The organism is Nocardia sp. GP40 (genome assembly GCF_050434125.1).
Taxonomy (GTDB): domain Bacteria; phylum Actinomycetota; class Actinomycetes; order Mycobacteriales; family Mycobacteriaceae; genus Nocardia; species Nocardia albiluteola.
The window spans coordinates 181,827-205,989 of the sequence record NZ_JBNPVW010000005.1; the positions used below are offsets into that span (position 1 = coordinate 181,827).

Below are 24,163 nucleotides of genomic sequence, written 5' to 3' on the forward strand. Positions count from 1 at the left end.
TAACCGGCCGAGTCCAGGGCATGAGCGATCAGCAGTTGCGGGCTGATTCCAGTTGCCGATGCCCGAGTGAGACAACCTCGTTCAGGGCAGGGGCCGGGGTGGGTCCGCAACGATGGCGGTAGCGGGCTTCGGGGCGGCGCCGCAACTGGCCTGGCGCGGCGCGTGCGCGACGGTATGCGCGGTGACCAGCCATCGGCGGCCATCGAGGTGAGTGACCAGGGCGGCTCCGGCGAAGGTCGCGGGATCACCGGAGACAATCGCATCGGATATCGAGGCGACGGAAAGTTCGATATCCGTCGATGATCGATCCGGCGAAAGCTGCTCGAGCACAGCGATTTCCGCCACCTGCTCGACGGGCGTGTAACAGCTGCGTCCACGGAATCCATTGAGCGACAGATCATTCCGACTATAAGCGGCCACCGCATCGAGCGCCGCGTCCTCGCCGACGCGCCCATAGGTCAGCCCGCCGGGCAGCAGCACCATCGCGGGCGCGAACCGATGACCGCCGGTATGCGAGCACTCCCAGACCTGTTCGGGATACACCCCGGCCAGCCCCGCCGCGATCGGACGCCCCAGCAGCGCGCAGCACTGATCGCGCTTGCCGTGCGCGCATACCAGCACCACCGGATCCGTCACGCGCGCACCGATTCCGGGCGCGGGACCGTTCAGCAGTTGCAGGTCCAGGTCCAGTAGCTGCTCGAGGTCGCTGATCTCCAGCCGCTCGCACCAGGGATCCCGCGGGCCGGTCGAGGCGATCAGAACCGTTCGCGCACCGGTGAATTCGCTCCGCCCCGGCCGCCGGATCAGGGTCGGGCGCACCCCGGCGGCCTTCGTATGGGCGGCAAGTTCAGCGGTGATCCGGCTCCCGAGCACTTCGTCGCCGATCACATCGCGTCCCCAGGCCCCGGGCTGTTCGACGCACAGCCATCCGGTCACCCGCGTGGCGCTACCCGGCAGGGGAATATCCACCGCGGCAGCGGCCGAGCACGACATTCCTTCGAACACGGTTTCACAATAGAGAAGGGCGTCAGTGCCCGAGGAACGGCAGGACCGTGGCGGAGAACTCGTGGTAGCGGTCGCGGTGGATGCTGTGGCCGCAGTCGAAGGATTCGATCGTGCAATCCCGGACGCGGGCGCGGAAGTGCTCCAGTTTGTCCGGGTCGACCATGCCCCCCCGGGCCGCCGCGCAGCATCAGGGTGGGTGCGGTGATCTCGCCGAGCCGGTCCCACCACTGCGGATTGGGCCTGCGGAACTGTTCCAGCGCGGCCCTGGTCATCGATCGGTCGAAGGCCAGCACCGCGCGCGGATGCCGCAGCAGGCTGGTGGTGGCGTGCCACAGCTCCGGCGCCGTCGGCAGGCGACGGGTGAGGGCCATCTGCTCGTCACCCTGGCGCATCGGCAGCGGCTGCTCCTCGATCACCAAGCGCCGCACCAGGCCGGGCCGCTCGATCGCGACGCACGACACCGCGTAGCCGCCGAGCGAATGCCCGACCAGATCCACCGACGTCAGCCCCAGCCGCTCGCACAGCTGCAGGATGTCCGCGCCGAACTCGTCGAATTGATAGGAGCCGGTGTGCGCGCTGCGGCCATGGCCGCGCAGATCCGGGATGATCACGCGGCGGCCCAGCCGCACCAGCCGGTGCACGAACCGATCCCAGGTGTGCCCGTCCCCGCCCATGCCGTGCACCACCACCGGCGCCTCGGGACCGGGGGCCGAGTCCGTCGCACCCGTATCGCGATAGGCGATACGGGCGCCGCGCAGCGAGACCCCGGCAACCGTCAACTCCACGATCAGCCAGAATACGTGCCCCGTCGGGGCCCACGCCGCCGAATGTGCCGGGAGTCATAGCAGTGGCCAGGCTATTGAGACTGCCGTCACCTCAACCGCCGGGGTCCGTACATGCATGCCCGCGAACCGGCCTGGGTGGTCGGCGGCACAGCCAGCACGAGCGCGACCGTTGCGACCCCGCGCATCCCTGCCCACCAGGACACCAGCGCCCGAACGCCGGCGTTCACGCACATGCCGATGTGTACGGCGCAGCGGTCGTTCGCGGTGATGGACGCAGCCCGGGCCGCAAACGACGACGATCCTCCCGGGCGCATCGACCGCGGCGAACTGTGCGGAAATCCCCTGGCCGCCGCCCGCTCCGACCGGCAATACTGCCCCATGCCGACTTTCGCGGATTTCGATCGCCGTAACTACCCCACCGTCGATGTCGCCACCGGATACGACGGATGGGCCCCCACCTACGAGCAGACCGTCATGGACGAGATGGACATCGCGCTGCTGGACCGGCTGCGGCGACCGACCTGGGGTCGCGTCCGCCGGGCCGCGGACCTGGGCTGCGGGACCGGACGGACCGGCCACTGGCTGCGCGAACGGGGAATCGACCGGATCGACGGGGTGGATCTGAGCGAGGGCATGCTCGGCGTGGCCCGCGAGCGCGGCGCACACGCCACGCTCACCCGGGCTGACGCGCGCGAGAGCGGATTACCCGGCGGCGCCTACGATCTGGTGATCTCGTCCCTGATCGATGAGCACCTGCCCGAACTCGCCCCGCTCTACGCCGAGGCCCGGCGGCTGGCCGCGCCGGGCGGCATCTTCGTCCTGGTCAGCTACCACCCGCAGTTCCTCATGGTGACCGGAATGCCCACGCACTACACAGGCGAGTCGGGCGAACCGCTGGCGATCAGCACCCATCTGCACCTGCTCAGCGAGCACGTCGCCGCCGGGGTCGAGGCGGGCTGGCGCCTGGACGAGGCTGCCGAGGCCCTGGTCGAGCAAGCCTGGCTGGCGACCAAGCCGAAATGGGCGAACCTGCTCGGGCATCCGTTCAGCATGGCGCTGGTCTGGACGCTGCCCGAGTGATCCCGGGTTATTCGTAGAGGCCCTCCACATGCCAGGCGTTGTCATAGCCGAGAAGTAGCAGGGCACGCACCGCGGCGTCCAGCAGGACCTGGGCGCGCACGGCGTAGCCACCAGGATGTTCACCGGCCCACCAGCGTTCGTCCAGAAGCCAGGGCCCGGCCCATCCGGTCACTTCCCACTGCTTGCTGCCCCAGCGCAGGAGGCCCGGCTCGGCGGTGAAAACGCCGCGATCGGTGACCCAGACCTGTTCTCCGGCAACCGTTTCCAGCGACACCGGGGGATGGTTGATCAGCACGACGGCGGGGGCGGGCTCGGGGAGCCGGCCGGGCCAGGGCAATGCCGGATCGGCGGCGGGGTTCTGCTCGTCGCCGAGCGCGATCAGCGTGATGCGATCGAGGGGACCGCGACCACCACTGAGCATGCCGACCTGCACGGCCTCCCCGCCCAGCAGCCCCTGCACCCGCACCAGCGCCCGCCGCGCCCGCTCCTGCTCCTCGCCGACCCCACCCCACAGTCCCAGCTGCAGAGCTCCGGCCGCCACCACCTCGACCGGTTCCAGGCGCAGCAGCACGATCGGCGCCGCCGGCGCACCACCGACCGCCCCTCCTCGACGCATCTGCGATCGGCCATCCGCCCCGGCATTCCTTCTCGCCCCCCAACGCTCGCTCTCCGGCGTTCGCAACTCCTCGGCATCGGTATCGGAATCACCTCGGCCCCCACCGTTTCCGTCCCTCCCCCCTCCCTCTGTCCGCCGCACAGCCTCCCCAGCCGGCGACGCCCCACCACCGTTTCCGGCACCCCGCCGACGGATATCCCCCCTCAGCTCCGCACCGCCGCCGATCGTCGCGGGACCGGCCCATTCGCCCTCGCCGGGATCCCTTGTCTCCGAGCCTGTCTCAGCACCAGATCCTCGCGGCTTCGATACCCCGGACTGCGGCACACCGCCTCCCCCGGTCCGCGGCCCGCCACCAATCGCGGCTGGGCCGGTCCACTCTTCCTCGCCGGAACCCCTTGCGCCCCCCTCGGATACCCCGAGTATCGGCGCCTCGGCACCTGGTGCACCGACCGTCGCTATACCGCCACCCGAATCTCCCCTGGGCCTCGATACCCCACCCTCCGGCGCACTACCGACCGTCGCGATACCGGCCCAGTCGTCCGCGGCCGCGCCGTGCAGGGCGCGGTGGGTGAGCCAGCCGTCGAGCTGCCAGCGGATGCGGTCGGCGGTGGTCTCCGGGGTGAGCGGTTCGGCACAGCGCCAGGTGCGCGCGAGGCGTTCTCCGGCGGCGGTGTGCGCGATCACGGTCAGCCGGGTGCAGGCCGACGACGCGGCGGCCAGTCGCTCGTGCAGCCGGGCGGCCAGCAGGCGACCAGCGAAGGCGGCGGCATCGACGCGCTCGATCGGGGGATCGCAGGGGTATTCCACGGCCAGGTCGGGTGCGGGCGCGGCGGCCGAGGGTGGGCGTTCGGGTTCGGCGCGGGCGCAGCGGTGCGCCGCGATCGCATCGGCGCCGAAGCGGGAGGCGACCTCGGCCGGTGTCAGCGCGGCGAAATCGCCGATGCGCCGTAATCCCAAGCGGTGCAACAGGTCCACCAGATCGTCGCGCCCCGGACCGGCCAGGCTCGGCTCGACGGCGAGCTCGGACACCGGCCGCGGCGCCAGGAATCGCGCCCCCTCACCCGGCGGCACCAGCGCGGCGCGGCGCGCGGCGAGCACCGCGGTGGACAACTCGTCGGCGATCCCGATCCGGCATTCGATTCCGGTCACCGCCACCGCATCGACCAGGCGTTCGGCCGCGGACTCCTCCGAGCCGAAGAACCGCGCGGCGCCCCGCGCGGCCAGCACCAGCAGCCCCGGCCGCAGCACCTCCACCCCCGGCACCGTCGCATCCACCGCGGCCACCACCGGCTCGAACAGCCGCGCATCGCGATCCGGATCCGACTGCGCCACATACAGATCGGGACACCGGGCCTGCGCCTCCCGCCGCCGCAACCCGCGCCGCACCCCCTGCGCCCGAGCCGCCTCCGAGCACGCCACCACCCGATTGGCGTGCAGCACCACCACCGGCCGCGACGGCGAGATATTCGCCGCCGCGCCCGCGGCCACCGCGGGCCAGTCCTGGCACCACACCGCCAGCACCCGGGATCCGCCCCGCGCCCTCATCGGCGCAGCCGTCCGGTGATCGACCGGTCGAGGAGGCACGCCGCCGAATCCGGACGTCGTCCGACCGCCCCGCACACGGGCGCGGCCACGAAGGGAGTGGCCATGCGGCCGCCCTCCGCACACGGATGGCCAGCAGATCGGCCGCGATCCGCGGGCGACACAGGCCACAGCAGCCGACCGGGCATCGGCAGCCCAACCCTGGAAGCCTTGCAACACTTGGTCTTCCACCGAGGTGACGGATCGGATGCCGGCACCGGAGGGCCACATATCCCCGATCGGCGTGCACCACCGCCCACTCCGGCGCGCCGCTGCCCGATAAGCGTGCACCACCGCCTGCTCGTGATGCGCCGCAACCCCCTCGACGCATCCGAAGACTTGCGACGCTCCGGCTTCCACCGCGATACCGAATCGCCCCCCATCATCCGACCGCCTCGGTCGCCGTCGCATATACCGAATCGGATTGCCCGGCAACCCATTCGACGCGACCCTCGCGGGGAGTGAGGGCGAGTTGGCCGGTGCGGGGCGGGGCCGAGCGGCCACGTACGCACACGTCCAGGCGCACGGTGCGGAGGCGGCCGCGGCCGCGGCCCAGGCCGTCGTAACCGGCGACCCGCGCATCGATCCGCAGCACCGACCCGCTCCAGGCGCCCCCGGTCACCACGAGCACGGCGCCCTTGCTGCGGGCGCGCGCGGCGAGCACCTTGGCGCGGCTGGGCGGCACCGCGCGGCCGCCGAGGCCGAGCACCACCAGATCCAGACCATCGAGCAACACCGAGGCAATCTCCAGCGGATCAGGCCCCGGGTCGGGCACCACGGCCAACCGGCCCAGATGGGCGCCCATCTCGGCCGCGGCGAGCAGGCCGAGCCGGGGCAGGGCGACCGCCGCGGCATGCCCACCGGCGGCGGTCACCGCCGCCAGCAGCCCGGTCAGCAACGAGCCCGCGCCCGAATATTCGACCACCGCCCCCTTGACCAGCCCCCCCTCGGGCAGCAGCGCGGCCAGCGGGGACGGCACCGGCAGCGGCGCACCGTGCGCACCCCCGGACGCATCCCCCAGCGGCACCCGCGCCGACGCCCCCGCCCCGCGCGCCGGAATCGCGGCCATCCGCCGCCGCAGCTCCTCCAGCCGCTCGCGCTGCACCTCGTCGGGCGAACCCATTCTCGACCACCTACCTCCATCGAATGGACCCCAGCACCGATCCAGCTATCGATAGTAGTCGAATATATGTTCGATACACTGTCAGTCTAATGCGTAGCGCTTTCCGGCAGGGGCACTCGGTTAACGCTCTGCGCACATCGAGCCAGGTCACAGGGGAAGATGCCGGTCGAGGACGCGGCTCGAGCGGTGTTGTTTGTGCTCGCTCAGGAGATGAGTGCCGCAGAGGCTGCTCGGGAGACCGGTGTCAGGATGGCGGTCGATCCGTCGAACGCGCGGAACGAGCGGACCGTTCGCCCGCTCGTCCACATCGGTAATGCGATCTTCACTTGGTGATCAGTACGAGTCTGCCGCGGAGGTGGCCGCGCTCGCCGGCGCGGTGTGCTTCGGCGATCTCGGCGAGTGGGAAGGTCCGGTCGACGGGGAGCCAGAATCGCCCGGCGGCGATCAGCTGACCGATCTCGGCCAGCGCGTGGTAAGCAGGGCCGTCGGCGAATCCGTTGCTGAAATGCACGCCGTGCTCTGCTGCGCCTTCGAAGTCGGCGAGGGTCAGCACGTGCTGTGCGCCGCCGGCCAGGTCGATGAGCTCGGGTAGAACGCCGCTTCCGGCGACATCGAGTGCGGCATCGACGCCATCGGGGGCAAGTGCGCGAACCCGCTCGGACATGCCTTCGCCGTATGTCACGGGCTCTGCGCCCAGCAGGCTCAGGTAATGCTGGTTGGCAGCGCTCGCGGCGCCGATCACGCGGGCGCCGCGAGCGACGGCGAGCTGGACGGCGGTGCTGCCGATCCCGCCGGTGGCACCGTTGATGAAAAGCGTTCTGGCGGTGGTGATGTGGAGCTGATCGAGGCTGCGCGTCGCCGTTTCGAGCGCGCAGGGCAGGCCGGCGGCGTCGACGAACCCGAGCGACGGCGGGATGATCGCACGGTACGTCAGCAGCGCCAACTCGGCCGCACCGGCGCCGTCGTCGGAGACACCGAAGACGCGATCGCCGACGGCGACGTCGGTGACGCCCTCGCCGATCTCGTCGACCACCCCCGCGACGTCGCGCCCGGTGGTCTGAGGAAGCTGCGCGCCGAAGCTCAGCACCCCCTTGCGCAGCTTCCACTCCGTGGCGTTGATTCCGGCCGCGTGCACGATGACTCGGACCTGACCGGGGCCCGGATGTGGATCGGGAAGTTCCACGATCTCGAGAACCTCGGGACCTCCGAACCGGCTGAATTGTGCTGCTTTCATTGTGATCCTCACTTTCGACGGAAACCGCGAGATGTTCTCCCGGGTTCTCAATGCACTGCGACGGTTGCTGTTTCGGTGTCGGCCGCTAAGGGGCCACGGCGCAACAGGAGGGCGGCCAGTACGGCGCCGGCCAGGAACAGCGCCGCCGCGAGCCAGAAGACGAAGTGGTAACTGGTGAGAGTTGCCTCGGCGATCGTGGCCGGGCGCGTCGCCGTCGCGGCGTGCCGGTCGAGGTAGTTCGTGGTGGCCGTCGCGCTCAGCGAGCTGAACACGGCCAGCCCGATGGACCCGCCGATCTGCTGGGCGATGTTCACCATGGCCGACGCCACACCGGACTCGTGCGGCCGCACTCCGCTGGTCGCCGCGTTCTGGCCCGGCCCGAAGATCAATCCCAGCCCCGATCCGATAGCGAGCAGGGCCGGCAGCACGCCCCCGGCGTAGCTGGATCCCACACCGATCCCGGTGAGCATCGCCATTCCGATCGCGGCGAGCAGGCCGCCGGCGGCCATGATCGGGCGCGGTCCGGTACGCGGCATGAGCACCGCCCCCGAGACGATCGCACCCACCATCACCGATCCGACCATCGGCAGGAAGGCCGCACCGGCCTGGATGGGGGTGAACTTCAGGGTGTCCTGCAGGTAGTAGGTGAGGAACAGGAACACCGCGAAGCCGCCGATTCCCGAGATCCCGATCGATAGATAGGCCGCGCCGCGGACTCGGTCCAGCAGCACCGACAGCGGGAGCAACGGCCGACTGACACGGCGCTCGATCAGCACGAAGACGATCACGAGCAGCACACCGGCGACCACCGGCCCCAGCGTCCGAAAGTCGTTCCAGCCCTTCGATGCCGCATCGCCGAGCCCGTAGGCGATGCCGACCAGGCCGAGTACCGCGGTGACCGTCCCCGAGACGTCGAGCCGGGTGCGTTCGGGCCGGCCGCCGGCGGCGAGGAATCCGAACGCGCCGACGAGCGCGGCAACGGCGATGATCAGATTGACGTACAGGCACCACCGCCACGACAGGTCCTGGGTGAGGATGCCGCCCAGCAACAGTCCCAGCGCACCGCCGGCGCCGGAGATCGCACCAAAGATCCCGAACGCGCGACCACGCTCGTTCGGATCGTCTGCAAATGTCACCGACAACATCGACAGTGCCGCCGGTGCGAGCATCGCACCGAACGCACCCTGGACGATTCGGGCGAGCAGCAACATCTCGAACCCGTTCGCGGCGCCGCCGACAGCCGAGGCGATCGCGAAGCCGACCAGCCCGATGATGAACAGTCTCCGGCGTCCGTAGAAGTCCGCAAGCCGCCCGCCGAGGAGCAACAGACTGCCGAACGCGAGTGCGTACCCGGTCACGATCCACTGCCGATCGTCGGTAGAAAACCCCAGGTCGTGCTGGGCGCTGGGCAGTGCGATATTCACGATCGTGGAGTCGAGAACGACCATCAGCTGGGCGAAGCTCAGTACGACGAGGGCGATCCATCGATTCGCAGTCCGGGGTCGGCTACCCCCCGCGCCTCGGCCGCGGAACCTGCCGAAGGCAGCCCGCCGATCGGCTTCATACACGTCAAAACTCATTTCAACCTGCGATTCGTCAGCTGAGGGATCAGCACTTATTTACCGTCGGAAAGTTAACTTATCATTGATAAGTTCAACTTACCAGAGATAAATAGCCTTACCATGAGTAGGCTGGATGACCGTGACCACAGAAGAACCCCGAGCAGGCGAGGGCGCGGTGCCGGAGGCCGACAGCGTGCTGTGGCTTCGTCACGCCGAGGAACGTCCCGCACGCCGTGCTACCCCGCTCACCCGGGAGCGGATCGTCGCCACGGCCGTCGACGAGCTCGACGCGCTCGGGGCGGAACAACTGACCATGCGGCGCCTCGCCCAGCGTCTCGATGTGTCCTCGACGGCGCTCTACTGGCACGTCTCGACCAAGGAGGACTTGCTCGACCTTGCGGTCGACCATGTCATCGGCGAAGTCCCGATCCCCGAGCCCGGCCTCGACCCCCGCTCCGCGCTGCGCGTACTGCTGCCCGGCTGGCGCGCCGCGATGCTCGCGCACCCCTGGTCGCCCAGCCTGATGGGGCGGCCTCTGCTGGGCCCGAATGTGCTGGCGCGCACCGAATTCCTGCACGCGACGCTGACCCGTGCCGGCCTATCCGGTATCGACCTCGCCTCCGCCGCCCGCCTGCTGGCCGATTTCGTCATCGGCACGGCGATGGCCGATGCCACCTGGCGCAAGCTGAACGATTCGGCCGTCCTCGCCAAGGCGCGGGACCACATCACCGGCCTGCGCGGGCTCTATCCCACACTCAGCGCGTCCAGCTTCCTCGACAGAGCGTGGTCCGACGACGACCTGTTCGACCTCACCCTCGAACGAATACTCGACACGGTGATACCTGCTACCGAGCCACAATCCGCCCCTTCATAGAGACGTCGCGATATCCCGGCGATTGCAAGGTCGGGTGGGCCCGCCCAGCGGATTACGCCGTGTTGAACCGGGCGGCACAGCGGTGATCACTCCCCCGCGCGCTGACGCGCCGCCGTCTCCAGATATGCGCCGAGCTCGGCCTGCAGCACCTTGTCCAGGGCCTGATCGAGGGCGTCGCGCACCGAGCGGGTGCCGAGTTCGCGGAAGTGGTTGAGCATGCCGGTGGTCTCGGCGATCTCGGCGTTGGATTCGGGGAGCCAGCCGGGGCCGTGCTGGGCGACGATGTGGTCCTTGGCCGTCACCACCATCAGGCGGGCGATGTCCTCGAGCCGCTCGAACAGCGCGGCGTGCAGGTCGATGAGGGCACTCAGGCTCAGGCCGTAGGCGCTGAGGCCGGCGAAGATCTCGAGCACGTGGGGCCGGGTCAGCTCGACGGTGTCGCCGTGCAGGCGCACCAGCCCGAGCTGCTCCAGGCGGGCCAGCTGGTCCTGGTCGATCCCGGGCGCGCCAGCCTCGCCGAAGAAGGTGTCCACCAGCTCCCGCGGTACCTCCACCGGCTCTTCGGCGCTGCCCCAGGTCGCGGTGACCGCGCTCTGCAGCCCGAGGATCTCGGTGAGATCCTTGCCGGTCTCCCAACTGGTGATGAAGTCGGCGATATGCGCGATGGTGAACCCGCGCTGCAGCAGCGAGTCGATGATGCGCAGCCGGGCCAGGTGGGTGTCGTCGTACAGCAGCGCCCGCCCGCTACGACGGGTGGGCGTGGGCAGCAGCCCCTTCTCCTGGTAGGCCCGCACATTGCGGGCGGTGGTGCCGGCGGCCTGGGCGAGATCGTCGATGCGGTAGTCCGCCATCCGTCTCGCTCCCATCCCGTCCGCCGGCCACCCTAGTCCGCCCACGACCTTAGCTCAGGTGGAAGTCCGCCAGATCCACCCTGGCCAGCTGACGCGTGTATTGGGTCCCGAAACCGGGGTACATGGTGGCGTTGAAGCCGTCCTCGGTGAGATACCAACTGCGGCAACCGGAGTTCCAGGTGGTGGCGGTCAACCGGTGCTGCAGGCGGCGGTTGTAGCGGTCCTGCCGGTCCTGCCGGGCCTCCAGGGTGCGCAGGCCGCGGTCGAGCACGATCCCGATGGCGTCGGTGATGTACTCGATCTGCGCCTCCATATAAACCAGCGCCGAATTGTGCCCCGGCCCCGAGTTCGGCCCGAAGGTGAGGAACAGATTCGGGTACCCCGCCACCGTCACGCTCTTGAATGCGTAAGCGCCCCTGCTCCATTCGTCTCCCAGTACCCGACCGTCGCGGCCGGTCACCGGAATCGGCGCGCCCTGCTTGGACACTTCGAACCCGGTGGCGAAGACGATGCAGTCGGCCCGGTGCTCGATGCCCTCGGCGGTGCGGATGCCGTGCGGCGAGATCTCCGCGATGGGCCAGGTGATGAGCTTGCAGTTGTCGCGCTGCAGCGCCGGATAGTAGTCGCTGCTCATCAGCAGCCGCTTGCATCCGGCCCGGAAGTCGGGGGTGAGCTGGCGGCGCAGCCACGGATCGTGCACCTGGGACCGCAGATGCAGGAGCGCCACCGATTCGACGACGCGGGTCAGCGGCGTATTCCACACCACGCCCAGCGCCACCGACTCGTGTCCCCAGAACCAGGCCTCGCGCGCCAGCGCCTGGGTGAGCGGCAACTGCCGGTACACCTGCTTGGTCAGGCCGTTGGTGCGCCGGTTCACCCGGGGCAGCACCCAGCCCGGGGTGCGCTGGAAGACCTTCACCGCGGCGGCCCGTTTCACCAGTTCGGGAATGATCTGTACGGCGCTGGCGCCGGTGCCGACCACGGCCACCTTCCTGCCGGTGAAGTCGTAGTCGTGATCCCAACGGGCGCTGTGGATCTTGTGGCCCTCGTAGGCGTCGATGCCCGGGATGTCGGGCCATCCGGCATTCGAGAGCGGTCCCGAGGCGAGAACCACCGTGCGCGCCCGCACTTTTCGGCCGTCTGTGAACGAGAGCGTCCACAGCCCGGAGTCCTCGTCGAACACCACCCCGGTCACGTTGTGCCCGAACCGGATATGCGGCGCGATACCGAACTCCGCCACCATGGAGTCGATGTACCCGAGGATTTCCGCGCTGCCGGAATAGGTTCGGGACCAGTCGGGATTCGGGGCGAAACTGTAGGAGTACAGCCGCGACGGAATGTCGCAGGCCGCACCGGGATAGGTGTTGTCCCGCCAGGTCCCGCCCACCCGGTCGCCGCGCTCGAAGACGGCGAAGTCGCCGATGCCCTTCTGCCGCAACCGAATGGCCGCGCCGATCCCCGCGAATCCGGCCCCGATGATCGCCACGTTCAGTGGCTTGCTCGCCGCACTCATGCGACCGGCTCGTAGGTGAGTTCCTTGGACCAGGTCGGCTGTCCGGGCAGCAGGCGGTCCGGGATCACCCCGGTCACCTTGACCATCGCGTCCGCGAACAGGTGATACGGGTGCTCGCGGTTGACGACCCAGTCGGAGTGCATCTTGACGAACCGGTACATGGGCAGCCGGTTGACGACCGGGGCGCGCTCGCCGACCTGCTTGAACCGGGCCATGGCGGCATAGAGCTTCTCCTCGCTCACCCCCATCTCGACGATGTTGTCGCGCATCTTGTTCAGCAGCGGAATATAACTGAGCAGTCCGATGAGCAGCGAGGGCTTGATCCAGCCGCCGACCAGATCGATGGCCAGCTTGCGCGCGCTCGCGTTGCCCAGCAGCTCCATGACCGCGTAATCGGTGGCCAGGTGCCGGGATTCGTCGTTGTTGATCTTCTTGAAGACCTCCTGCGCCACCGGGTCGGCGATCTCGTCGGTGATGAACTTGATCAGCGCGCCGTCCAAGGCCACCTCGAGCATGGGGATGACGGTGCCCAGGAACGACAGCGACATGCCGTCGGAATACTTGTCCAGGAAGTCGATGACCAGCTTGACATTGATATTGGGCTCGGGGATCTCGTCACCCTCGAGCATGCCCCACCGGCGCATCAGGGCCAGTTCGGCATTGGCGTGCCGCTGCTCCTCGGCGTGGAAGTAGCGATAGATCTCGGCCAGCACCGGCGTCGGGGCCTTCCTGGCCATTGCCGCGAAGCCGCGCGCACCGACGTTCTCGATCCACATCAGATCGGCCATGAACGGCTTCAGCTTGGCGTGTAGCGCCGGGTCGACGAGCTCGGCTCCCGGTGCGTCCCAGTCGATGTCGGCCAGCGCCCACTGCCGGGACTTGATCTTTGCCAGCATGGTGTCGAAGTCGAAGGACATGTCAGACTCCCGTCTTCGGGGTGGTGGTAGTCGAATCCTGCTGCGGCAGGGCGCGATTCATGACACCCAGGGCCTGGGTGTAGAGGGCCGGGAAGTGCCGCTTGAGATGCCAGAGCACGCGGGCGTCCAGCTGGGGCAGCACGTACAGCGTGCCGCGGTCGTGCGCGTCCAGGGCGGCGCGGGCGACCCGGTCGGGCGAGAATCCCGTCCAGCGCATGAGCTCGTCCGCCAATCGCGAGGGGCCGGAGGTGATCCGGCCGTCGGCGACGACATTGGTCCGCACGAAGGTCGGGCACAGCGCGGTGACCGCCACCCCGCTGCCCGCCAGCTCTGCCGCCATGGTCTCCGACAGCGACACGACCGCGGCCTTGGACACGTTGTAGGCGGCCATGCCGGGCGCGGCCGCGAAGCCCGCGGCCGAGGCCACATTGATGATCCCGCCGCGCCCGGCCGCCCGCAGCTGCGGCGCGAAGATCTCGCACCCGTACACCACACCCCACAGGTTGATGCCCAGCGCCCATTCCCAGTCGCCGAAACCGATGTCGCCCACCGGTTTTCCGCCGATGCCGACACCGGCATTGTTGATCACGAGGGTCGGCGCGCCACCGAACAGCAGCGCCGCGTGCTCGGCCAGGCTCTCCACGTCCTCACGACGGGAGACGTCGCAGAACACCGCGTGCGCGGTCCGGCCGTGGGTGCGCTCGATCTGCCGCACGGTCTCATCCGCACGGTCCTTGTCGATGTCCGCACACACCACTTCGCCACCGCGCGCGGCGATTTCGAGGGCGAAGGCCCGCCCGATCCCGCTGCCCGCACCGGTTACCACGGCCTTCGCGTCGTGCGTGCGGCGCTTGCCGCCGAGTGCGAACACGAGCTCATCGATCGGCCACATATCAGCCCACCTGCTTTCCGGAATTCGAATCGACCTGCGCCAGTACCGAAGCCGCGAATGCCGCGACACGTCGCAGAGCGGGCGTGGCCTCGGGAACCAGCAACGGCAGCGCCTGGAAGACATGGATCCGCCCGGGCCACAGCTCCAGCTCGCACGGCACCCCCGCCGCCACGGCCATGTCCCGCAGGTGGCGAGCGTCATCGGCCAGCATCTCCCCCGCGCTGGCCTGCACGAACAGCGGCGGCAGGGGCGCGCCGGGCGGAATCGTGAGCCGCAGCCGCGGCGAATCCGCCGGCGCGGTGGCGGTATACAGCTCGATGAGCCGTCGCCCCGCCGCCGCCGGGGCCATGGGGTCCGGCAGCACCCGATCGCGCCGCCGCGCGAGGGTCAGCGTGGTATCGATCAACGGCGAGAACATGAACGTCCCCGCAGGCTGTTCGATCCCGGCAATCGCGTTCTGCAGCAGCAGATCCAGCGCGAGGTGGCCGCCGGCCGAATCCCCGCCGATCACCAGATCCCCGGCGCGGTAACCATGTTCGAGCAGCCAGCGGTATCCCGCCGCGGTGTCCTGCGCGGCCGCCGGAAACGGATGCTCGGGCGCGAGCCGGTAGTCCAGCACGAATACCGGCAGCCCGGTCGCCTTCGAGATGCGTGCGGCCAGTCCCCGATGCGTGCGCGCCGAGCACACCACATATCCGCTGCCGTGGAGATAGTAGACGGCCCGATTCCCGTGCCGCACCCCGGCCGCCCGGACCCATTCGCCGCGCACGCCGCCCGATCGGACCGGCTCGACTGCGGTCCCCGGCGGGACCGGCCCGCCGAGCGCCATGACCGCGGCAATGAGTCCCCGCCCGGCCTCGATTCCGATCCGATTGTTCGGCAACCACCCATTGACCTGGCGCAACCCCACCACCGACGCCGCGGCCGCGAGTCGCGTCCGCGGCGTCGCCCGGGTGGGGATCGCCGACGGCGGGTGGGTCGCCATTGACCCTGTCCTCATGAGGCTCAGCATCGCAACCAATGTGCCAGTTGTCAATGGCACATTGATCAACACCTAGTCACGGTGAATACCGAGTCGGGTGGACGAGGATGGAGCGAGCTACTCCACCCTTCTCGACCGCTCGGCTGATGCGGGCGAGCGGGTCGGCGCGGAAGATGGAAGCCGGTGCCGGAACTGCGGTTTCGGCGAGCACCCCGGGCGACCATCAGATCGAGAGGGACACACCATGGCATTCGCAGACGCGCAGAACGGCCTGGGTACAACACAATCCGAGCCGAGCCGAGCCGAGGCGCCCATCCAAGTGCCACAGGCGAGCACCGCCGCACCCGGAGTGGACCGCAAGGCCCTGGCCCGGCAGTTGCTCCGCGATGTCGGGGTACCGATGGCCGCCTACTACGGGCTGCACGCCGCGGGTGCGAGCAATCTGGTCGCCCTCGGCGCCGGGACGGTGCTGTCGGGGATGTTCCTGGTCGCCGAGATCGTGCGCAAGCGCCAGCTCGATCCGTTCGCGGCGGTGATCCTGGCCAGCTTCGCGCTCGGGCTCGCGCTGACCTTCACCTCCGGCGATGCCCGCTTCGTGGTCGCCAAGGACTCCTTCACCACCGCCCTGATCGGAGCGGCCTTCCTGCTCAGTACCGCGATCGGCCGGCCCCTGATCTACGTGAGCGCACAGCGCGGCATGTCCGCCGAGGCCGCGGCCGCATTCCGGGAGCGGTACCGCACCAACCCGCGGATGCGGCGCACACTCGCCACCCTGAGCGTCGTCTGGGGCGCGGGACTGTGTGCCGAGGCGGCGCTGCGGGTGGTGCTCGTCTACCACCTGTCCATCCCGACCATGGTGTGGTTGTCCAACGTCATGATGGTGACCACCTTCGGCGTGCTGATCGCCGTCACTCTGGCGGTCGTCCGCCGTGCCCGCGCCCGCGCCGAGGCAGCCGAGGTCTAGCGATCCGACTGGGCGGCAACGGATTACGTGGCCGCCCAGCGCGATGAGGCCTCCGACTCAACGCTCGGCGGCGTTCCGCAGATCAGTCAGCCAGGCCTCGAGGCCGGCGCCGAGAAATCGGGTGGAGGTCGGGACGTCGGACTCGACCTGCGCTCCTCGCCAGTTCTCCTGGGTCCGCACCAGGACGCCGTCGTGGACCGGGGTGAAGGTCCAGACGTGGGTGCCGCCGTCGATGCGCATTCCGTCACCGATCGCCGGACCGGTCCAGCGAATGCACTGATGCTCACGAATCTGCTGGACGGTCGAGGTGATGCTCAGGGTGGTCGCGGGGGTCGTGGCGGTGGCGGGAGCCGGGGTGGTCCAGCGGAACTGCGAGCCCGGCCGCAGCGGCCCCGAATCCAGGCGGCGCATGCTCGTGACCGGCTTCTGCCAGGCGGGCCAGTGCGCCACATCGGTCTGAATGTTCCAGATCTTCTCCAGCGGCGCCTTGATCAGCGCCTCGGTCCGGTAGTGGATCGGGGCGGTGCGATCGATGGTCTGCCCCTCGCAGGACAGCGGCGCCGGATCGGTCACCGGGCCGTCGGCGAGCGCGGGCGCCGTTGTGGCGCCGAGGATTCCGGCGGTCAGCGCGATGCCGAGCAGCGCCCTGCGACCACCGCGGGAGGCCTGTTTCGGGGCGCGGGACGAGCGGGTGTCGGTCATGGCTCTACTCCTGATTTTCGAGGCCGATCCGAGAGCCGGATCGTTAGCATCCCTTGCTTGAGTTAGAGGCTATAACTCTTCTGTCGTTAGAGTCAATAGAAAAAGTGATAGCCTCTAACTAACCGAGGAGTCGAGGAGTGGCCCATGACGCACGTGCGGAGTCCGCGCGAACGGTATCGCGAGCAGATGCGCGCGGAGATCAAGCAGCACGCCTGGGAGCAGATCGCCGAGTCGGGCGCGTCCGCGTTGTCGCTCAACGCGATCGCCAAACAGGTGGGCATGAGCGGCCCCGCCCTCTACCGGTACTACGCCGGCCGCGACGAGCTGATCACCGAACTCATCGGCGATGCGTACCGCAGCCTCGCCGACGCGGTCCGGGCCGCCTCCGACGACGGCGCCGACGTGGCCCAGCTCGCCCACACCGTGCGGGACTGGGCGCTACAGGATCCGCAGCGATACTTCCTGATCTACGGCACGCCAGTCCCCGGATACCGTGCGCCCGAGGACACCACGGCAATCTCGGACGAGATCATGACCGTGCTGCTCGCGGCGTGGAGCAGTGTTCCACCAAGGCCCGCAACTTTTTTCGACACCCACCTCGCCGAGCGCACCGACCGGGAACCGGAGACGGCCGCGGCTCTGCATCGGGCCCTGACCTTCTGGACCCGCGTACACGGCGTGCTATCCCTGGAACTCGCGGGCCATTTCGCCGGCATGGGGTTCGACCCGGCGCTACTCTTCGCCGAGGAAGTGGAACGGCTCTCGGCCACTTGACTCGTACCCGTTCGAGTCGTACTGACGAATCTCGAGATTCCGAAGCAGGCCAGGCAGCATCGTTTTCGGCTATTCTCGCGCCCGTGACCGAACGCGCGCGCCCCATCGTCGGCCCCGACTATCTGGTCGCCGGCCGCTACCGTCTGCAGTCCAAGCTCGGCGGTGGCGGAATGGGTGCGGTGTGGCTGGCCCGCGACCGGCTGCTGAACCGCGACGTCGCCATCAAACAGGTGCTGACCACCGCGGGCCTGAGCGAAGAGGTGGCCAAGGCGGTCCGCGACCAGATCGTGCACGAGGGCCGGGTCGCGGCCAAGCTGTCGCACGAGCACGCCATCGCCGTCTACGACGTGGTCCTCGAGGCCGGCGAGCCGTGGCTGGTCATGGAGTACCTGCCCTCGCGCAGCGTCGCCAAGGCGCTGGCCCTGGCCGATGCGCTGCCGCCGATCGAGGTGGCACAGATCGGCGCGCAGGTCGCCGACGCGCTGGCCGCCGCGCATGCCGCGGGCATCGTGCACCGCGACATCAAGCCGGGCAATATCCTGGTCGCCGACCGCGGCGCGGAGGTCGGCACGGTGAAACTCAGCGATTTCGGCATCTCGCGCGGCGCCGGGGAGCTGTCCGACGAGCCGGAGGACGTCATCACGGGCACCCCGGCCTATATGCCTCCGGAGGTGGCGCGCGGCGCCCAGCCGACCACCGCCAGCGACGTGTATTCCCTTGGCGCAACGCTATACACCGCGGTCGAGGGAAGGCCGCCGTACGGCTTCGACGAGGACAACGACGTCATCGTGCATCGCGCCGCGATGGCGCAGATCACCCCGCCCGCCCGCAGCGGCGCGCTCACCGAGGCGCTGCTGCACATGATGGAACCCGCGCCGCAGCGCCGCCCCACAATGGCCGAGGCCCGCAACGAAATCCTCACCGCCGTATTCGGTCCCGGCACCGGGCCCTACATTCTCGGCGCCCCGGTCCGCACCGACGACGGCACCATCCCGGCCTGGGCCACGCGCAACTCCGCCGCCGGACTCCGCAGCCCGCACTCGGTTCCGCTGCCCCGCGCTCCCCGCGCCAACGCCCCGAGCGCCCCTGCGCCGCAACGCAAAGTGGGCCTGCGCCTGGACTCCATGGGCCCGAATGCCGCGCCGCTCGCGATCGCGGTGGGGCTGCTGATCGGACTGCTCATCCTCATCGTGATTCTCGTCGCCGTGATGTAGGGCGGGAGATCCACGAGTCCGGGTCCGCGCTGAGTTGAGAATGACGGCCGCGTTACGCCTGCACGGCAACCACTACCAGCGCGGCTGGCCCTGCTGCGCATTGGGATACTGCTGCTGGTTCGGAACCTGCTGTGCGCCATTGGGATACGCCTGCTGCGGGGGCTGCCCATAAGGCTGCTGCGCCGCAGCGGGATTCGGCGCCGGGTAGGGCTGTTGCGCGTAATTCTGTTGCGGCTGCTGGGCGTAGGCCTGCTGCTGGCCGTAGGGCTGCTGGCCGTAGGGCTGCTGCTGGCCGTAGGGCTGCTGCTGACCATACGGTTGCTGCTGACCGTAGGGCTGCTGCGCCGGATACGCCTGCTGGCCGTAGGGCTGCTGCCCATAAGGCTGCTGCGGAGCGCCGGCCCCGCCGCCGAACTGCACATGCCACTGCCGAATCGTCGCGAGCTTCTGCTCGAACTCCGGATCCTTGACCAGCCAGTGCGTCATGGGTGCGAGCGAAATCTTCGCACCGCCCTGGCGTCGAATGAATTTCACCTGCTTGGTGCCGAGCCAGTTCCGCTCGACGACGGACTGGAGCTCACCCCACCCAATGACCGTGGTGCCGTATCGCTTGATCGTCACCCCTTCCGGAGTGAGCGTCAGCGACCACAGCGCACCGAGCCCGAAGTTCAGCGCCGACACCACGATACCGAGCACGAAGAAGGCGACCCCGAGTGCAAGACCCTGGGTAACCAAACGCAGCAATCCGATGATGGCGAACACGACGAGACTGAAGCCGGCGTTCGCCGCGCGCTGCGCGGGCGAAAGCCGGAATTCGATTTGTTGCATGGGATCTCCCCCCTGGAACGAACAATGACGACTGATCCTATCGGGCCGAACCGCGGCCCGCTGATCGCCGTTCGCCGTTCGCTCCAGCCGAGTCAGTCGATCCGGCGGCGGTGTGCCCAGCGTGTCAACGCATTCCGATTGGACTGCTGAGTCTTGCGCAGCACGTTGGAGGCGTGAGTCTCGACAGTCTTGACCGAGATGAACAGGGACTCGGCGATCTCGCGATAGGTGTAACCGCGCGCGAGCAGGCGCAACACCTCCAGCTCGCGCGGGGTCAGCGAATCCAGTTCCGGATCCAGGGGCGGCTCGGGCGCCGGGGACCGGCCGGTGAACGAGTCCAGCACGAATCCGGCCAGGCGCGGGCTGAACACCGCGTCGCCGCCCGCGACGCGACGAATACCGTCGGCCAGTTCGGGTCCGGAAATGGTCTTGGTGACATAGCCCCGCGCGCCCGCGCGGATCACCGCGATCACATCCTCGGCGGCGTCGGACACGCTCAGCGCCAGGCAGACCGGCCCCGCACCCTCGCCCCGTCCGTTCCCCGCCCCCTTCTCGATCCCCTGCAGCACCGCAACCCCACCACCATCGGGCATGTGCACATCCAGCAGCACCACATCCGGGCGGGTCGCCGCGACACCGGCGATGGCCTCGGCCACCGCACCGGCCTCCCCCACCACCTCCATGTCGTTCTCACGGCTCAGCTCGGCCCGCACCCCGGACCGGAACACCGCATGGTCATCGACCAGAAACACCCGGATAGCCACAGTTCTCCTCACCTCGGATGAATGCCACGCTACCGAGCACAGCATCACCACCGGCACCACATCCCGGCATCCACCTCGACAGCCCCGTTCGGCCGCTTCGGTAGGCGTCGGCCCGGCGCGAGACCGCAGCGCCGGCGACGACGATCTCACCGCCGCCGATCGGGCACTCGACCCCATCCGCCGGAGGTGTCCGGACCGGCCGCTTTCTCGGCCTTGCGTGATCCCGCTTCGACGAAAGTGTTTCGGCGAGCCATAGGCTGACAGCATGCCCGTACAGCTGATCTTTCTCGTACCGCTGCTGTGCTGGTTACTGGCGGCACGCAGTCCGCGAATTGTGCTGGGGGGTGGGGTGATTCTGGTGGCCGTGGCAGCGGGCGAGTTCGCCGTCGCCAACGACCGGCTACTGTCCGCGCAGAAGACCACCGTCCTGGCGATACTCATCGTGGCGGACGTGGTTGTCTTCGTCTCGGGGTTGTATGTCGATGGGTGGACGGGCGGGCGCGTCACCGCCATCACCATCGCCGGCACGATCCTCGGTGCCGTGTACTGCGTACTGAGCCTGGGCGGCATGGTGGCTATCGCCCTGATCACGCACGGACAGCGGGCCTCGATCCCATCCGCCGGCATCCTGCCGCCACTGCCCGCGGGACTGACACCGACCGGCAGCCAGACCCGGTGCCGCGACTACGACGACTCCGACAACGATTCGACCGTCTGCTCTCGATCGTTCGAGATCGGCAGCACCCGCGGGGCACCGGCGACGGAGGTAGCCGATCTGATGGTTCAGCACCTGCAAGCGCACAACTGGCCGTTCGTATACGACGAGAAGCGAAACAAGTGGAGCGCCTGCCATCCCGCGGGCTGGGGTCTGGACCGAAGCACCCTCTGCGCCACCGTCACGATCCGGCAAGACCGAACCTCGGTGTCGTTCGACGATGCAACCCACATTTCCGAGTAGCCGGGCGCACCGCAACCGCCCGATACGCCCGATGCCGCGTCGGCCGGTGCTGCACAGCGACAACGGGTTCGAGCATCAGGCCGAGGGACAGGTCGCCATCGAGATGCACGGGAGCTCCGCTGCCGCGTCGGCCGTAGCCTGGAAAGGGTGAGAGTTGAGGATCCCGGTCGCGAGCCCGGTGCCGAGTGGGACTTCGCGAGACACGCGGATGCCGGGGCGGCAGGCACCGCGATCATCGGGTATCGGGATGCCGGTGGCGCCGGGCTGGATCTGCGGGTTGCCGGGACGCCACAGGTTACCGTGCTGATTCAGTTCGGGGACAGCGCTGTTGTCGTCGACGATGCCGAGGGGCGGCGCGCGGTCGGCGGGTTCGTCGCGGGACTTCCCATCGAGGCCATGCGGATTCGGAGCGAGCGGGCCGAGTGCGTCGAGGTGCGGCTGACTCCGATCCAGGCTTCGTTATTGGGCCTTCCCCCAACGGATCTGGGGCGTGGCATCGTCGACCTGGAGGACCTGTGGGGAGCGCGCGCTCGGCTGCTGCGTGAACGACTCGCGGGCGCCGACACCTGGGACGAGCGTTTCGCGCTGACGAAATCATTTCTGGCACAGTGTGACCGGCCGACGAGAGCGCCGGATCCCGAGGTGCTCGCCGGCTGGAATCGCATACTCACCACCCACGGCCAGGTGCGGATCGGTGAGCTCGCCGACTCATTCGGCTGGAGCCGCAAACGGCTGTTGTCGAGGTTCGAGGCGCAGATCGGGCTGCCGCCCAAGCGAGCGGCGATGCTGGTCCGGTTTCGGCACGCGGTCGACGGCCTGCTGGCGGGACGGCCCGCCGCCGACGTGGCCGCCTCCTGCGGATACACCGATCAGGCGCATCTGATCCGGGATGTGTCGATCTTCGCCGACCGTACGCCGCGGGCGCTGACAACGCACTACCTGCCCACTATCGCCCGTCACCGCTACCGGGCATGGGAAACTTTTTTCCAATATCGGGAGGGGCCTGCCGGTCGATAGTGGTGTCCGCCTCGGGCGCGACGGCGCACCCGAGCGCTACACCGATTCGACTACGAGAGGACACGTTTCGTGACCACCTCCCTGGATCCCGCCGAGTTGCAGCGAGCCCTGGACACCGTCCACCGCGCGGGCATGCCCGGAATATTCGCCGAGGTGCGCGACGGTGACCAGCTCTGGCGCGGCGCGGCCGGAGTCGCCGATCTCGCCACGGGCCGTCCCGTCACCCCCGATATGCGGCACCGCGTCGGCAGCATCACCAAGACGTTCACCGCCGCCGCCGTGCTGAAACTGGTCGAGAGCGGCGAGATCGAACTCGACGCACCCATCGGTCACTATCTGCCGCAACTGGTTCCGGGCGAGCGCGGCGCGGCGATCACCGTCCGGATGCTGATCGGCCACACCAGCGGCCTCGCCGAATATCTCCCGCATGCCTATTCGTCGCTGGAGGCCTTCCCGGCCGTGGCGAGGACGACGCCGAAAAGCCTGGACGACAACCGATTTACGCGGTTCGATCGCGCCGAGCTGATCAGGATGGGTGTCGCTGCGCCCCCCGCAGCAATCCCGGGCGGCGCGCCGGGGGTGTATTCGAACACCAATTATCTGCTCCTGTGCCAACTTCTGGAGCTGGTCACCGGAATCTCCGCGGAGCAGTGCATAACCCGCAATGTCATCGAACGCGCCGGACTGCGGGACACCGTACTCCCGGCCGGGCCGCATATCGACGGACCGCACTCGCTCCACTACGAGGCGTGGCTGGGCATGATCGATCCGCCGCGCGATTACAGCGTCTACGACATGTCGTTCGTCGGCCCGGCGGCCGCGCTGATCTCGACCGTGGCGGACCTCAACCGCTTCTACCGCCTGCTGCTGGCAGGAGAAATCGTCAGCCGATCGTCGCTGGAGCAGATGCAACGCACCGGACCCGTCATCTCCTTCGAAGGCAAGACGCTCGACTACGGCCTCGGGCTGCATCGCATGGACATCCCCGGTCACGGCACCTTCTGGGGCCACGACGGCTCGGTCTGGGGCGGCGGCGCGATCTCCATGAGCAGCGCCGACGGGAGCCGCCAGCTATCGCTCGCGGTCAACCTGCAACGCTGGAATCGACTCGACCCCAACGGAAGCCCTCAACCCCACCCCATCGACGCCGCCCTGCAAGCCCTTGTCCGCCTGGGACTGTGCGGTTGATCGGCTGGCGGTAGGCCGTATGCCGCCGGGGTCTGCTGGACTGGGCGTGAAGTGTCCTGCGTCTCGATCTTGCTCAGCCGCTTCGGTAAGCATCGGCCCGGTGCGAGACTGCCGTGACCGCGACGATGACTTCACCGTCGTCGATCAGATAGAGCACACGGTATTCACCGCGGCGGGCGGAGTACTGCGGTGCGAGGGGTTCGTTGAACGGCTTGCCGACCCGGTGGGGGTTTTCGGCCAGCGGTCCAGAAATGAATTCCCAGCAGGCCGCGGCGATCTTCTCCGGCATCCGAGACAGCGTCCTTTGGGCAGCTGGTCGCAGGACGATTCGATACGTCATGCTGCGGCAGCAGCGATCATGGCGCGCAAAGCCGTCATGCAGACGGCGTCCGGAACGCCGGCGGCGTGCATGTCCGCTATGACGTCGACATGGTCACCGAGGTCGATCCCCGTCGCCCGCGCGGCCATGATCTCGGCCATCTCCTCGCCGGTGAAATAACGTCCGGCGGCCTCGTCCGCTGTCGACTGGATGATGTCGCGGACCAGTGCACGATCCGACAGCACGTCGATGGTCTCCATCAGTGACTCGTAGTCCTCGCTCGACAGCAGCACCACCGCGGGCTTGCCGTTGCGAGTGACATGTACCCGATTGTGGGTCTTCACCGCGTCGTCGACCAGCGCGGAGAACTGCTGTCGGGCCTCGACCACAGGAATCGTCGTCATGTACAGAATTCTAGCG

23 protein-coding genes and 1 pseudogene are annotated in these 24,163 nt (G+C 68.8%); 8 read left to right on the forward strand and 16 right to left on the reverse strand.

Going from position 1 to position 24,163, the window contains the following annotated elements:
- Window positions 1-81: 81 nt before the first annotated feature.
- Window positions 82-993 (reverse strand): sucrase ferredoxin, encoded by a 912-nt coding sequence (locus ABH933_RS17300; RefSeq protein ID WP_429420882.1) that lies wholly within the window; start codon window positions 991-993, stop codon window positions 82-84.
- A 34-nt stretch (window positions 994-1,027) separates the two neighbouring features.
- A pseudogene (locus ABH933_RS17305) lies at window positions 1,028-1,790 on the reverse strand (alpha/beta fold hydrolase).
- Between the two features lie 111 nt (window positions 1,791-1,901).
- Here ABH933_RS17305 and ABH933_RS17310 point away from each other — a divergent pair.
- Entirely contained in the window at window positions 1,902-2,870 is a 969-nt protein-coding gene (locus tag ABH933_RS17310) for a class I SAM-dependent DNA methyltransferase (protein WP_429420751.1), read from the forward strand.
- A gap of 7 nt (window positions 2,871-2,877) precedes the next feature.
- On the opposite strand, the gene ABH933_RS17315 is transcribed toward ABH933_RS17310, so the two are convergent.
- From ABH933_RS17315 to ABH933_RS17330, 4 genes are all read right to left on the reverse strand, one after another.
- Entirely contained in the window at window positions 2,878-5,031 is a 2,154-nt protein-coding gene (locus ABH933_RS17315; protein ID WP_429420749.1) for a DNA polymerase Y family protein, read from the reverse strand.
- Window positions 5,032-5,449: 418 nt separating this feature from the next.
- Window positions 5,450-6,190 carry a hypothetical protein gene (locus ABH933_RS17320; protein WP_429420747.1) on the reverse strand — a complete coding sequence of 247 codons (741 nt, stop codon included), beginning with the start codon at window positions 6,188-6,190 and terminating at the stop codon, window positions 5,450-5,452.
- A gap of 322 nt (window positions 6,191-6,512) precedes the next feature.
- The gene (locus ABH933_RS17325; protein ID WP_215916462.1) at window positions 6,513-7,424 is read right to left on the reverse strand and encodes an NADP-dependent oxidoreductase; all 912 of its coding nucleotides are present in this window, start codon (window positions 7,422-7,424) and stop codon (window positions 6,513-6,515) included.
- A gap of 47 nt (window positions 7,425-7,471) precedes the next feature.
- On the reverse strand, window positions 7,472-9,004 hold the full coding sequence (locus tag ABH933_RS17330; RefSeq protein WP_429420744.1) for an MFS transporter: 1,533 nt from the start codon (window positions 9,002-9,004) through the stop codon (window positions 7,472-7,474).
- Between the two features lie 121 nt (window positions 9,005-9,125).
- Here ABH933_RS17330 and ABH933_RS17335 point away from each other — a divergent pair, with 121 nt between their 5' ends.
- Complete coding sequence (locus tag ABH933_RS17335; protein WP_429420742.1) at window positions 9,126-9,860, forward strand: TetR/AcrR family transcriptional regulator; 735 nt, start codon at window positions 9,126-9,128, stop codon at window positions 9,858-9,860.
- 86 nt (window positions 9,861-9,946) lie between these two features.
- On the opposite strand, the gene ABH933_RS17340 is transcribed toward ABH933_RS17335, so the two are convergent.
- Genes ABH933_RS17340 through ABH933_RS17360 form a run of 5 tightly spaced genes read right to left on the reverse strand, consistent with a single transcriptional unit; the run spans window position 9,947 to window position 15,018 of the window.
- Window positions 9,947-10,711 (reverse strand): MerR family transcriptional regulator, encoded by a 765-nt coding sequence (locus ABH933_RS17340; protein ID WP_429420740.1) that lies wholly within the window; start codon window positions 10,709-10,711, stop codon window positions 9,947-9,949.
- 49 nt (window positions 10,712-10,760) lie between these two features.
- On the reverse strand, window positions 10,761-12,224 hold the full coding sequence (locus ABH933_RS17345; RefSeq protein ID WP_429420738.1) for a flavin-containing monooxygenase: 1,464 nt from the start codon (window positions 12,222-12,224) through the stop codon (window positions 10,761-10,763).
- Window positions 12,221-13,141 (reverse strand): ferritin-like domain-containing protein, encoded by a 921-nt coding sequence (locus ABH933_RS17350; protein WP_429420736.1) that lies wholly within the window; start codon window positions 13,139-13,141, stop codon window positions 12,221-12,223. Before ABH933_RS17350 ends, ABH933_RS17345 begins: the two co-directional genes overlap by 4 nt.
- 1 nt (window position 13,142) lies before the next feature.
- Window positions 13,143-14,033, reverse strand: a complete 891-nt coding sequence (locus tag ABH933_RS17355; RefSeq protein ID WP_429420733.1) for an SDR family NAD(P)-dependent oxidoreductase — start codon at window positions 14,031-14,033, stop codon at window positions 13,143-13,145.
- 1 nt (window position 14,034) lies between these two features.
- Window positions 14,035-15,018 carry an alpha/beta hydrolase gene (locus ABH933_RS17360; protein WP_429420731.1) on the reverse strand — a complete coding sequence of 328 codons (984 nt, stop codon included), beginning with the start codon at window positions 15,016-15,018 and terminating at the stop codon, window positions 14,035-14,037.
- 241 nt (window positions 15,019-15,259) lie between these two features.
- On the opposite strand from ABH933_RS17360, the gene ABH933_RS17365 reads away from it, so the two are divergent.
- On the forward strand, window positions 15,260-15,979 hold the full coding sequence (locus tag ABH933_RS17365) for a VC0807 family protein (protein ID WP_429420729.1): 720 nt from the start codon (window positions 15,260-15,262) through the stop codon (window positions 15,977-15,979).
- Window positions 15,980-16,036: 57 nt separating this feature from the next.
- Here the strand turns inward: ABH933_RS17365 and ABH933_RS17370 are convergent, their stop codons facing one another.
- Window positions 16,037-16,681 (reverse strand): SRPBCC family protein, encoded by a 645-nt coding sequence (locus tag ABH933_RS17370; protein ID WP_429420727.1) that lies wholly within the window; start codon window positions 16,679-16,681, stop codon window positions 16,037-16,039.
- A gap of 144 nt (window positions 16,682-16,825) precedes the next feature.
- Between ABH933_RS17370 and ABH933_RS17375 the strand changes: the two genes are divergently transcribed.
- Both ABH933_RS17375 and ABH933_RS17380 read left to right on the forward strand, forming a co-directional pair.
- Entirely contained in the window at window positions 16,826-17,455 is a 630-nt protein-coding gene (locus tag ABH933_RS17375; RefSeq protein WP_429420726.1) for a TetR/AcrR family transcriptional regulator, read from the forward strand.
- Window positions 17,456-17,538: 83 nt separating this feature from the next.
- Window positions 17,539-18,669: a serine/threonine-protein kinase gene (locus ABH933_RS17380; protein WP_429420725.1), complete on the forward strand. Its 1,131-nt coding sequence runs from the start codon at window positions 17,539-17,541 to the stop codon at window positions 18,667-18,669.
- A gap of 72 nt (window positions 18,670-18,741) precedes the next feature.
- Here ABH933_RS17380 and ABH933_RS17385 read toward each other — a convergent pair whose 3' ends face one another.
- Window positions 18,742-19,497 carry a hypothetical protein gene (locus ABH933_RS17385; protein ID WP_429420723.1) on the reverse strand — a complete coding sequence of 252 codons (756 nt, stop codon included), beginning with the start codon at window positions 19,495-19,497 and terminating at the stop codon, window positions 18,742-18,744.
- A 92-nt stretch (window positions 19,498-19,589) separates the two neighbouring features.
- The gene (locus tag ABH933_RS17390; protein ID WP_215916700.1) at window positions 19,590-20,306 is read right to left on the reverse strand and encodes a response regulator; all 717 of its coding nucleotides are present in this window, start codon (window positions 20,304-20,306) and stop codon (window positions 19,590-19,592) included.
- A gap of 220 nt (window positions 20,307-20,526) precedes the next feature.
- On the opposite strand from ABH933_RS17390, the gene ABH933_RS17395 reads away from it, so the two are divergent.
- The 3 genes from ABH933_RS17395 (at window position 20,527) to ABH933_RS17405 (ending at window position 23,424) form a co-directional block, all read left to right on the forward strand.
- Window positions 20,527-21,219 (forward strand): hypothetical protein, encoded by a 693-nt coding sequence (locus ABH933_RS17395; RefSeq protein ID WP_429420721.1) that lies wholly within the window; start codon window positions 20,527-20,529, stop codon window positions 21,217-21,219.
- 147 nt (window positions 21,220-21,366) lie between these two features.
- A complete protein-coding gene (locus ABH933_RS17400) occupies window positions 21,367-22,236 on the forward strand; it encodes a helix-turn-helix domain-containing protein (protein WP_429420719.1) in 870 nt (289 codons plus the stop codon).
- A 69-nt stretch (window positions 22,237-22,305) separates the two neighbouring features.
- Window positions 22,306-23,424, forward strand: a complete 1,119-nt coding sequence (locus ABH933_RS17405) for a serine hydrolase domain-containing protein (protein WP_429420717.1) — start codon at window positions 22,306-22,308, stop codon at window positions 23,422-23,424.
- A gap of 73 nt (window positions 23,425-23,497) precedes the next feature.
- Here ABH933_RS17405 and ABH933_RS17410 read toward each other — a convergent pair whose 3' ends face one another.
- Together ABH933_RS17410 and ABH933_RS17415 are read right to left on the reverse strand one after the other, a co-directional pair.
- On the reverse strand, window positions 23,498-23,764 hold the full coding sequence (locus tag ABH933_RS17410; RefSeq protein WP_429420715.1) for a type II toxin-antitoxin system RelE family toxin: 267 nt from the start codon (window positions 23,762-23,764) through the stop codon (window positions 23,498-23,500).
- Window positions 23,761-24,147, reverse strand: coding sequence for a type II toxin-antitoxin system Phd/YefM family antitoxin (locus ABH933_RS17415; protein ID WP_429420713.1), 387 nt, complete (start codon window positions 24,145-24,147; stop codon window positions 23,761-23,763). Before ABH933_RS17415 ends, ABH933_RS17410 begins: the two co-directional genes overlap by 4 nt.
- Window positions 24,148-24,163: the final 16 nt, after the last annotated feature.